Genomic DNA, 11,971 nt, shown 5'->3' with positions numbered 1-11,971 from the left:
GTCATGACAGTCATCACGCGGCGATGGGAGGGCGTTACGTGGATTTGATTCTGACTTGCGAGCATGCGACCAACCATATTCCGGCTGAATTCATGCATTTGTTTGGCGATGCGCAAGCGATACTCGCGAGCCATCGCGGTTGGGATCCCGGTTCGCTCGCCTTGGGAAGAACGTTGCAGCGGCATTGTTCGGCGGTTCTCTTTCGCACGACCGTCTCGCGGTTGTTGGTGGAAGTGAATCGATCGCCGCGCCATCGCCAACTGTTTTCGGAGTTCAGCCAACGCTTGGAACCGGCGGCAAAGGAGGCCATCCTGCAGCGATACTATTGGCCACACCGGAGGCAGGTGGAAGCCTGGATCGAGGACCGCTTGGCGATCGGAAATCGTGTCTTGCATTTGTCGCTACATACCTTTGTATCCGAACTGCATGGTCAGATCCGTAACGCCGACATCGGGCTTTTATATGATCCGCGGCGCGGGACGGAGAAGACGTTCTGTGATCGCTGGCACAACGCGTTGCAAGAGGCCAACGATGCTTTGCGGATTCGAAGGAACTATCCCTATTTGGGGAGGGCCGATGGTTTTACAACCGCCTTGCGACGGCGGTTTCCCGGTTCCAGTTATGCAGGCATTGAACTGGAAGTGAATCAGGACTTGGTTTGCGAGGCGAACGGTTGGCGGAAATTGAAACGCGACATCGCCGACGCATTGGAGGACGCACTGTCGGCTTCGAGTTGACGCGAACGCGTCCACAATTCTGTTTCCGTTGCTGCCAAAACGCTCACGATTGTCGATCATCGAGCGGTTCTCGGTGGCGGAATTCAATTTTGCCTTGCTGCGGTGCCACTGGCACGACGTTTGCGATTCCCCTGTTCCACCGCTCGCGAATGTTCGCAAGCAATCTTAACGCAAAATAAGGAGAATTCGATGAAGACGTTCACCGCAAGTGCTTTGGCACTCAGTACCATTTTGTTTGTTGGCTGTGATGAATCGGCGTTTGATCAACAAGCCGATGAGATCCGCGATCAAACCCAATATCAAGCGGAAGAAATCCGCGATTCTTCGCAAATGGAAGCCGAAGCCATTCGCGATCAATCCCAGAACGCAGCGGAGAATTTGCGTGAACGAACCGACAATGCTCCCGATGCGGTTCAGGATCGTGCTGAAGAGCGAGCCGATGCAATCGAAGATCGAGGTGAAGCCGCTGCCGATCAAGAAGAAGTTCGTGGGGAAAACAAAGCCGACGCCGTCGAAGATCGAGGTGAGGAAAAGGCTGATGAACTGGAAGCGGTTGAATAATCGGTTTCACGTTTGATTGATCCTGCCATCGTGTAAGGATCTTTTGTACACGTTCGATGCCCGGCAACTTTGCAGTTGCCGGGCTTCTATTGTTGATAGATAGCATCGCGCAGCGCAACGGCGAGCTACACTGTTGAATAGGACACCCTGTAGAAGCTGCAGTACGCTGTTGATCGTTCCGGAACACTGTCGCGTTGGACATTCGAGCCAGCGAGGATGTCTCCGCTGATATTCCCTGGTTTTCGGTTTCGCAAAGCATGACGATGCAATACAGTTTGGCCTTTGGGCTGCTATTGTTTCTACTTCAAGTCGCAGGTCCTTCGTACGCGCAGCCCGCATTGACGCCACCGATCGTCGCTCCTGCAGAGGTTGCCTCGGATGGCGAGGCTTCCCCCGCGCCGAACGTTCCCGCGGAGGGAACGCCAGCGGCCGACGCGACGTTGCCAGGTGATCCCGACGCGGCGGAGCCAACGCCTCCCGCAGCGATGTCGGAGGTCGACGAAGCGGACCAATCGTTGCTCGACCAACCCGCTCCTGAATCGGTCGCTGCCGATGCGGTCACTAAGGAGGCGATCGAAGCAGAGCTTGAGACGACGCCTCTGGAGGAGTTTGACGTACGCGAGAGCGATGAGGTCTGGACGATCAGCAGCCGACACGTCGGATCGCGACACGCGACAATCGAATCGCTTCAATATCGTCGGCGGATCGACGGAGGGCGTTGGGTAAACGAGAGTGCGTCGCGCTTCCTCAGTCCGTATTCTGGCCCTGGCAAACAGCAAACGATCTTTTTGATTCATGGAAATCGGACGCCGGAGACCAAGGCGATTCGGCGTGGGTTACAGACCTATGATCAGACCGTCCTGGGCTCGAGACCTATTTCAACATCGATTCGTTTCGTGATCTGGATGTGGCCGGCCGATCAGATCAAGGGACAGGTTCGCGATGTTCGTGTGAAGGCCGAGCGGGCTGATCTGCACGCCTTTCATTTCGCTCGGTTAATGACCTTTATCCAAACACAGGAACCGGTGGCGGTGATTGGGTACAGTTTTGGCGGACGGTTGGCCATTGGAGCGATGCATCTGATGGGAGGCGGTTCGTTGTGTGGTTCGCGGTTACCCAACACACCCGTTTCGGCGGTTCGCGTGAATCTTGGGTTGGTCGCTCCGGCGATCCGCAACGATTGTTTTATCACCACACGCACTCAGGCGTTGTATCCTGTCCAACGGTTGTTCTTGTTGCATAACTCACGCGATCAGTACTTGAAGTTGTATCGCTTCCTCAAACTCGACAATAATACGCCCGCATTGGGCTACACAGGTATCTGTGGGATCAACCGGTTGCCCCTCTCACGTGATCACATTCGTCAATTTGATGCGTCCCAAAGCGTCGGCAGCGATCACGACTACCTGGAATACCTGACGGACAAGCGTATCGATGCGCTGGCTAGGCAGAATCTGTTTACAGGAGCCCCGCTCAGTCCTGCGTCGCAAATGTCGATCGGGGCGCCGATTCAGCGTTTGCCGGCGGCGAGCATTCGTTTATCACCATAACGCATCGCCAGGACGTTGATCCGCCAGTTGGCGACCGCCCATGAAATACGCTATCGCGAAGGCATGGCACTGCTCGTCGGATCGTCGATCCGCACGACCGCAGACTGCGGTTGAATGATTGGTTCGGGCGCGGGGACGGGGGCCGTGGGCGTTGCGGTCTCGGGCGTCGCAGCTCCCAGGATCATTGCCAGCGGCATCAGTCCGTCGTAGCCTTCGCAAGTCATCCGCGCCGCGATCAGGATGGGGACCGAAAGGAAAACGCCCATCATCCCCCACATCCAACCCCAGACGACGATCGACAGAAAGACCAATACAGGGCTCATGCTCATCGATCGTCCCAGGATCGCTGGGGTGATGAATTGACCTTCCAGTGACGTCAGCGCCAGGAAGGTTCCCGTCACCACAAACGCATAGTAGGTTGGTTCGAAGTTGACTAACGCGACAACGCCGATCACGCAGGCTCCGGCAATCGCCCCGACGATGGGGATGAAGTTGAAAGCAAAAGCCATCACACCCCAAAGCACAGGCGAAGGCATTCCTAGCGCCCACATCGCGATACCCACCGATAGGCCCAGCCCGGCGTTGATCGAAGTGACTTGGGCCAGGTAACTACCGAGGCCTTCTTGGACGTTCTGGATCACCTCAACAAGTTTCCGCCTCGCGGTCAGGTTGGGAAGTGCGCGGACGATGCTCCGTAGCAGGTTGTCGCCCGTAGCCAATAGGAAGTAGAGAAGTGCGCCGCAAATGGTTAGGAACGAGACGACGTTGCCTGTCCCACTGAGGTAGGAGAGATTATTGTTCCAGTTCGGTTGTTTGATCTCAACGGGAACGGGTTTCTCTTCCTCACCAACCTCCGCCTCGGCTTCTTCGGTAAGATCTTCCGCTGCCCGGTCGATCGCCTTCAATTTGTCGGTGATTGTGGCCAGTCGCGCCTTAACGATCGATAAGTTTTGCGGGGCTTCGGCGATGATCTGCCTCGCCGGTTGCAGCACCAAGAACGTGCTTAGACTCAGCAGAACCAACAGGCCCAGCATCGTCCCGATAGCGCCAACGGTCGATGGAATCCCCAAGCGTTGCGCATGCCGCACCAAGGGCCGCAGCACCAGGTACAGGACGACCGCGGTGACGATCGGAACGATCAGGCTGCGCGCATAATAGAATGCATACAGCACGAGCATCCCGGCGCAGATCCGCGTCGACAAAACACCCGCGGCGTTGGGCTGAAGGTCTTTTGTGTCGTTGCTCATCGCAGGAGGTACTCGGCATGGAATCGCTGGGGGAAACGGTCGCAGTTTGATTATTCGTCGACTTCGATATCGATCGCACCCGTATCTCGAGAGCGTTCGATTTCGACGCCGCCACCATCGGGGGTGTCCACATCTAGCAGCGTTTCCTTGTTGTCGCAGCCCACCAACATGCAACTCACTGCAAAGGCGGAAATCAGCAAAAAGGTAAACATCAGGTCTTTAGTCGCGTTCATCGGTAGAGTTCCTTAGAAAGGGCTGTGTTGGTATGTTCGGGCCGAATTGGGGCTAGGTACAAATCTCCGCTCCCGTCTGCGACGGTTGGCTGCACGGGCAATGCGTGCGGTTGTCTACAGACGGTCACGGATTGTGCTGCGGTGTAGTTCCTTGCCGCTGCAAATCGCTAGGCATGGCCTAACGGTTTTTATAGCTGTCGCGAAGGTCGCGGATCTTGTCGTGACCCGCTTTCACGATCGCATATTGCGCGGTCAGCACGTCGTTCATCGCGCTGCCGGCGGTCTCCTTCAGCACGTCTTCGTACGCGTGTTTGATATGGTCCTCGCCACGTTCGGCTTCGATCAAAATGACATAGGGATCGCCCCCATTGATCTTGCTGCGGACGTTGATCCAAGCGCGATGGACGCTTGCTGCGACGGAACCGTCGTCCTCCGCTTCGGCACCGTTCCACTCAACGTAGTTTTGCAGTTCCGTGGCCAATGCGGAGCGCTCGCTGGCGACTTGACGGAACAATGTCGCCAGTGCGATATCCGAGATCTCCTCGGCCGACTCGCGAAAGCCATCGTAGGCGTCAATGTTGGCCCGAATCAGCTTTTGTAATTTTGTTACGGTGGCTTCGTTGAGATTCGTCTTCGTTTCAAGGCTCATGATTTCGCTCCGGTCAGGGGGATGAATATAGGATCGCGAGCAACCTGTCTCGCTCCATCACGCTAGTAACGCAAAGGGCGTGCCAGGTTCTGGCGAGCGCTGAATTCAGGCTTGAAGAGCGGTGAAAGCCTTTAAATCGACGTTGTCTTGTGTCGTCGATGCTCTCCGATCGACCACGGTGATCGGGTGGAGTGCTGGGTTTGCGAACGCCGTCCCGTATCGATCGGTGGTCCATCGTCGCCTTGGCAATCTTTGCCTGTTGTGATAGGGCGTTGACCGTGGGGACCGAATTCTCTTCAATCAGAGCTGGGTTCAAAGATTCATCGGGCGGCGGACTGCAATCGTCGAAGCGTAGGTCAAGGAACAAGGCAATGGACGAACAGTATCATGGTCACTCCACTGTGCTGCTTGCGGAGCCCTCTTGATGAACGAACACTTGTCCGTCGGGCTGGAAGCGGCCGACATTTCAGGGCGTGCATCCAGTACCTACTTGTCCGAATGAATGGAAACGGTAGCGGAAGTTTTGGCTTGCGCGACATGGCGGCGGCTCACGTCATCCCGGTGAAGTCGGTCGAATTTGCGAGGACTCGGAGTGACTGTGTTTTTGTGCCGCTAGAACCTTTTGTCTTTGGTTGATTCGGTAGGTGGCTTGGGGCGTTGGCGTGACGCGATGGCCCAAGGGGCTCGGATCGACCGCGGCGCACGGGGGTATTGCACTTCGGATGATTGGGGCGTTTGCCGAACTCCGTATACGACTCGAACACGTGGCTGCTCGAAAGGCCAGCCAGAGCTCAACTCAATGAAAGCTATTGAAACCTCGTCGAATCGAATCGATCCCACCGCGGGTCCGTTGATTGTTGGTGTCGGCGCATCGGCGGGAGGGCTGGAGGCGTTTCAGGAATTATTGCGCGCCCTTGGCGATGCCGACGGTTTGGCGATCGTGTTTGTCCAGCATCTCGATCCGTCAAGTGAAACGTTGTTGAATGATTTACTGGCCGGGGCAACGACTTTAGAAATCATTCCGCTGTCCGGCCGCAAGAAACTGAAATCGGGCAAGGTGTATGTTTGCCCGTCTCACAAGAGCCTGCAGCTGAAGAACGGTTCGGTAAGCGTGGTCGATCCCCCCCAAAGCCGCCAGCAGCCTGCTCCCATCGATGGCTTCTTTCATTCGATTGCTGAGGATCAGGGGGAGCTTGGGATCGGCGTGATTCTGTCGGGCGCTGGCAGCGATGGAACGTTGGGGCTCAAGGCGATCAGCGATCGAGGGGGATTAACTTTTGCTCAGGATGCTGCTTCGGCCAAATACGATTCGATGCCGCGGAGCGCGGCGACAACGGGAGTTGCCGACCATATTCTGAAGCCTGCCGAAATCGCGACGGAGTTGCTGCGGTATCACAATCATCTTCAAAGCGTACGACCTCCGGCGATCCAGCGACGGTTGCAAGATCAGATTGAAGAGGCGATTCCGATGATCGCCGAGACGTTGTTGAAGGTCACCGAGCACGATTTTCAGCACTATAAATTCAATACGCTGGCACGTCGCATCCAACGCCGCATGCAGGTGCTAAAAGTCGCCGTCGCCAGCGACTACGTCGACTACTTGCAGCATCACGATGAAGAAGCGCTGGCGCTGTTTCAAGAGCTATTGATCGGCGTGACAACCTTCTTTCGTGATCCCGAGGCCTTCAGTGTTTTGGCCGAGCAGGTGTTGCCCAAGTTGTTTGAAAATCGCGGCCCGGATGATTGTGTGCGGATTTGGGTTGCCGGGTGCGCCAATGGCTCGGAAGCTTATACGATGGCAATCCTTTGCCGCGAAGCGATGGATGCGCTTCCGATGGCGCCGGAAGTTCAGATTTTCGCCACCGATATCGATGAACGCGCACTCAATGTGGCGAGAGTGGGGTCGTATCCGATTGGAATCGAAGAGCATGTCTCCGCAGAGCGGTTGCAACGGTTTTTTGTCAAGCGTGGCAAACGTTATCAGGTCGCGAAAGAGATTCGTGATATCGTGCTGTTTTCGACGCACAACTTAATCCACGATCCTCCTTTTTCACGGCAGGACCTGATCTGTTGTCGCAACCTGTTGATCTATCTTGGTCCGCATCTACAGAACAAATTGATCCCGTTGTTTCACTACGCGCTACGTCCGTCGGGTTACCTATTCCTCGGTCCAAGCGAAAACATCACATCCCACGGCGAATTGTTTCGTCCGATCGATGCGCGGCTGCGGATCTCGCAACGCAAAGGGACCGCGGCGCGGTCCCACGGGTTGCAAACGGAGATGTCACCGCGTCGCAGCGGTCGTCCACCGCAGGATCCCGAGGTCGATCTGACGGAGATGATGCAGAAGATTGCGTTGGATGAGTTCACGCCCAAAACGGCAGTCATCGACGCCTCGGGGAACGTGCTGACGAGTTCGTCAAACATCAGTAAGTATCTGAGCTTTGCTGGCGGACCGATGCAAACCAATATCGTGAAATTGGCGGACAGCGGGTTGCGGATTGGGTTGCGGGCCGCAATCGCCGAAGCGAAGAAATTGCGTCGCCGGGTGGAGCATGAGAACCTTTCGATCCGTGTAGGAGATTTGGTTCAGCGCGTGATGTTGACCGTGCAACCGATGCCTCAGTTGGGCGAGGACGAACCGTTACTGATGGTCGTGTTTCACGATGTCGGTTTGCCGTATCGACGCGACGACGTCGAAGCGGAGGATGATTCGAGTGAAAATGGGGTCGATTCCATCATCGCGCAAATGGAACGCGAGTTGGAGACGGTCCGCAGCGATCTAGATCGGTCGATGCAGGACATGGAGGCGGCCAATGAAGAACTCAAGTCGTCCAATGAAGAACTGTTGTCGATGAACGAAGAGCTTCAATCGGCCAACGAAGAATTGGAGGCGTCCAAAGAAGAGATTCGGATCGGCAGTGACGCGACGGCGCGGGCCAATGCCGATTTGCAGAACCTGCTTCGCAGTACACAAATCGCTACGGTGTTCTTGGATCAACAGTTATTGATTCGCAGCTATACCCCCGCGATTCGCGAGATCTATGGCCTGATCAGCACCGATATCGGACGGCCCTTGGAGATGTTCGTTCCGTATGTGGAAGACATGCCGCCGCTGCCCGACCCGGCGATGATTCAAGACGGCCAACCCATCGAACACACGGTTGTGGCACGATCGGGCAAGTCGTTCATTCGCCGCGTGCTCAACTATCGTTCGCACACTGGACAGGCGGAAGGACTCGTGACCACGTTCACCGACGTCACGGAGTTGCGGAACAGTCACGAGTTGTTTCAGTCGTTGGTCGACGTCTCGGCGCAGATTGTTTGGATTGCCAATGCCGAGGGAAACATCATCGAAGATTCCCCCAGTTGGCGCGCGTTCACGGGGCAAACGTATGAACAGTGGCGGGGCCGCGGTTGGGTCGATGTGATCCACCCGGACGATCATGCGATCACGCTGTCGACGTGGGAGACGTGTCTTGACACGGGAGAACCGTTCTCGGCGGAATATCGCTTGAAGCATGTTTCGGGAGTCTGGAAATGGAACCACGTGCGGGCGGTTTGTTTGCGAAGGCATGATGGAACGATTCGCCGTTGGGTCGGTATGAACATCGATATCGATGCGCGGAAGCGGGCTGAATTGAATTATGGTTTCCTGGCCGATCTGCAGGCGCAGTTCAGCCCATTAATGTCAGATCGTGATCTGATGGAAGTTGCCGTTCAACGGACCGCACATTATCTCGGTCTCTCGCGATGCTGCATCGTCGAATTTGATGCGGAGGCAGAATCCGCCGAGGTGTTGTACGAACACCATGATCCTGAGTTGCAAAGTATTGTCGGCACGCATCGCGTGAAAGACTTTCATAGCGAACAGGAGCAGAAGATGTTGGCTGCCGGCCAACAGGTGCTGCAAAACGATACGCAAGCTGAGGGGATCGATCCAACGCTTGCGAAAAATCAACGAGATATCCAGATCCATGCATTTTGCAATTCTGCTTATGTGACCGAACAAAAAGTTCGATTTGTCGTCTCCGCGATTAAGTCCGAACCGTATTGTTGGCAGCCCGACGACCTGAGCCTTCTTCAAGAAATAGCGAATCGATTGTGCATCCGAATCGAACGGGCCCGCGCTGAAATGGAGACCAAGCGTCGCGAAGCGCACTTGCGACGAGTGATTAACAATCAATTGGGCTTGGTAGGGGTGATCGGACGCGATGGTCGTTTGTTAGAGGTCGACGACCGCTCGATAAACATCGCGGGGTTGAAACGAGAGGACGTAATCGGGAAACACTTTGCCGAGTGCCCTTGGTGGACCTACGACGCTCGAGTTGCCCAGCAGATGCGAGACGCCATGGATCGCGCATTTGCCGGTCAGCGGGTCCGCTTTGATGTCGGACTGTATGCGCAAGGCAATGATCGATTGATGATCGATTTTATGATCGCGCCAGTGCTGGGGGATGACGGCCAAGTCGAATATTTGATCCCGTCGGGAGTGGACATTAGCGACCGCAAAGCCGCGGAGGATCAGGTTCGTGCCCACGCGGAACAATTGTCGACCGAACGGACCAAGTTGATCGCGTTGTTGGCGGATTATCAAAAGAATGAACAGTACCTGAAGCTCTCATTGAATGCCGGACGGTTGGGAAGTTGGCAATGGATTCCAGGCAACAATCAACTGACACTGTCGGATGAATTGCTGGAAATTTTTGGGATGAAGGCGGCGCACTATGACGATTCGTTCGAGGCGTCGTTGCAGATCATTCACCCCGAAGATCGCGATTTCGCAGCCTCTCAATTACGGGCGCTCTTGGAAGGGACTAGCAACGAATTTCGCTTCGATTGGCGTATCGTGCGAGCCGACAATGGCAACGTTTGTTGGACCGAAACGCGTGGCTTGGTGACTCGAGATTCACAGGGCCAGCCGGTATCCTTGACGGGGATCACGAGTGATGTGACCGATCGTAAAATTGCTGACTTGGCGCTCGTTGAAAGCAATCAACGGATGTCGATGGCGCTGAAAGCGGGAGGCATGGCTGCGTGGGAATGGTCCGAGAATAAAAGCGTTTGGGAACCTGCAATGTTTGCATTGTTGGGGATCGAACCGATCGAAAACCCAACCATCGATTTGTTCTTTCAGTACGTCTACCCTGACGACGTGGCGGCACTGCGCGAAGTTTGGGGCCAGGCGGCCAACGACCAGGAGGATTACGATACCGAGTTTCGAATCGTGCGTTCCAATGGTGAGGTGCGCTGGTTGGCCGGTGTTGGTACCGTGATTTGCGACGATCGCGGGAACGTCGTCCGAATGCACGGTTTAAACTGGGACATCACCGACGAAAAACAATCGGAACTCGCGATCAAGCTCAGCGAAGAGCGTTTGCGAAGCGCTGCCGAAGCGGCAGGGTTTGGCATGTTGCATGCCGATCTGATGAAAGGGACCGTGACTTATTCGCAAGAGTTGAAACGATTGGTCGGGATCGACGATGCGGATGACGAACAGACCGAGGTTCCGATTGGCGAGATGTTGAACTGGGTCCATCCCGATGATCGGGCCGCTTGCGACCAACATTACCGCGAATTGGTCGAGCATCCGCATACGGCCGAACGCAGTATCGATCATCGGATCGTTTGTCCCAATGGCGATATCCGTTGGGTTCGTTTGCAGGCCAAACCACTATTCACTGGCGATGATGCCGACGAGGACAGTCAGGCAACACAATTGATTGGAACGTTGTTAGACATCACGCGCCAACGGCAATTCGAACTCTCTCTCAAAGAAGCACGCGAGCAGGCGGTCGCCGCAAATGAATCCAAGAGCGCGTTTCTCGCGAACATGAGTCATGAGATTCGTACACCGATGACGGCGATCTTAGGGTACACCGATTTGATTGCTGAAAAAGTGAACGACGACGAGACCCTGGCCCATGTCCGCACGATCCGTCGCAACGGTGATTTTTTGTTGGACATCATCAACGATATTTTGGACATCTCCAAAATCGAAGCGGGCAAGTTTGATATCAGCCATGAACGCTTTGCACCGAATCGATTGGTCGAAGACGTGCGGTCGATCATGGAAGTGCGAGCTTCCGAACGCAAACTGGACCTGGACGTCGAGTACCACGGTTTAATCCCGTCGGAAATTCAAAGCGATCCCAAGCGGCTCAAGCAGATTTTGATCAATTTGGTCGGCAATGCGATCAAATTTACAACCGAAGGCTGCGTGAATATCGTCGTTCGGTTCCTACCCGGAGAGATGCCAAGGCTGCAATTCGACGTGGTCGATTCAGGGATTGGTATGTCCGAAAAACAAAAACGTCGATTGTTCCAACCCTTCTCCCAAGGCGATGGAAATGTGAATCGAGAATTTGGCGGTACCGGGCTTGGATTGGCAATCAGCAAGCGATTGACGGAGATGCTGGGGGGCGAGATTTCGGTGCAAAGCAACCTCAGTCAAGGCAGTCGATTTACGATTACGATCGCGACTGGTGATGTCGAAGACGTGCCGATGATCCAACCGCAGTTGGCGATCGATAGCAAGCCGACCGAACCGGGGAAGGAAAAAGAGATCCGACTGAATTGTCAGTTATTGGTCGTCGATGATCGCCGCGACATCCGTTTCTTGAGTAGGACGTTGTTGGCCAAGGCGGGGGCTGATGTCGATGAAGCGGAAGATGGTCAAGTTGCGATCACAATGGTCAAGGAAAAGGCAGCGGCGGGTGAACACTACGACCTGATTCTGCTGGACATGCAGATGCCACGATTGGATGGGTACCAGACCGCCCAGCAGCTCCGAAAACTTGGTTTCAGCGGGCCGATCATCGCGTTGACTGCGGATGCCATGCAGGGGGATATGACTCGCTGTATCGAGTGCGGTTGCAACGATTACCTCAGCAAGCCGATCGATGTCGAACGGTTAACGTCAATGGTCCATCGATTGACCTCCGCCTTGAAGGCATGAAACCGGGCTGAAGCGGTTGTCGACCGACAGATCTGT

7 protein-coding genes are annotated in these 11,971 nt (G+C 55.3%); 4 read left to right on the top strand and 3 right to left on the bottom strand.

All coding sequences use genetic code 11. The features are described from left to right. The first annotated feature begins 38 nt into the window (after positions 1 to 38). From Poly24_RS23800 to Poly24_RS23790, 3 genes are all read left to right on the top strand, one after another. Complete coding sequence (locus Poly24_RS23800; protein WP_145101569.1) at positions 39 to 737, top strand: N-formylglutamate amidohydrolase; 699 nt, start codon at positions 39 to 41, stop codon at positions 735 to 737. A 189-nt stretch (positions 738 to 926) separates the two neighbouring features. Further along, positions 927 to 1,298 (top strand): hypothetical protein, encoded by a 372-nt coding sequence (locus Poly24_RS23795; protein ID WP_145101567.1) that lies wholly within the window; start codon positions 927 to 929, stop codon positions 1,296 to 1,298. A gap of 194 nt (positions 1,299 to 1,492) precedes the next feature. Continuing rightward, on the top strand, positions 1,493 to 2,848 hold the full coding sequence (locus Poly24_RS23790; protein ID WP_145101565.1) for a hypothetical protein: 1,356 nt from the start codon (positions 1,493 to 1,495) through the stop codon (positions 2,846 to 2,848). Between the two features lie 50 nt (positions 2,849 to 2,898). On the opposite strand, the gene Poly24_RS23785 is transcribed toward Poly24_RS23790, so the two are convergent. From Poly24_RS23785 to Poly24_RS23775, 3 genes are all read right to left on the bottom strand, one after another. Next, positions 2,899 to 4,095, bottom strand: a complete 1,197-nt coding sequence (locus Poly24_RS23785; protein WP_145101563.1) for an AI-2E family transporter — start codon at positions 4,093 to 4,095, stop codon at positions 2,899 to 2,901. A 50-nt stretch (positions 4,096 to 4,145) separates the two neighbouring features. After that, positions 4,146 to 4,328, bottom strand: coding sequence for a hypothetical protein (locus Poly24_RS23780; RefSeq protein ID WP_145101561.1), 183 nt, complete (start codon positions 4,326 to 4,328; stop codon positions 4,146 to 4,148). A gap of 178 nt (positions 4,329 to 4,506) precedes the next feature. Next, a complete protein-coding gene (locus Poly24_RS23775) occupies positions 4,507 to 4,977 on the bottom strand; it encodes a PA2169 family four-helix-bundle protein (protein ID WP_145101558.1) in 471 nt (156 codons plus the stop codon). A 799-nt stretch (positions 4,978 to 5,776) separates the two neighbouring features. Here Poly24_RS23775 and Poly24_RS27550 point away from each other — a divergent pair. Next, the gene (locus Poly24_RS27550) at positions 5,777 to 11,935 is read left to right on the top strand and encodes a PAS domain-containing protein (RefSeq protein ID WP_145101556.1); all 6,159 of its coding nucleotides are present in this window, start codon (positions 5,777 to 5,779) and stop codon (positions 11,933 to 11,935) included. Positions 11,936 to 11,971: the final 36 nt, after the last annotated feature.

Origin of the sequence: Rosistilla carotiformis, from assembly GCF_007753095.1 — a bacterium.
GTDB lineage: Bacteria > Planctomycetota > Planctomycetia > Pirellulales > Pirellulaceae > Rosistilla > Rosistilla carotiformis.
This window is presented reverse-complemented; position numbering and strand designations above follow the sequence as displayed.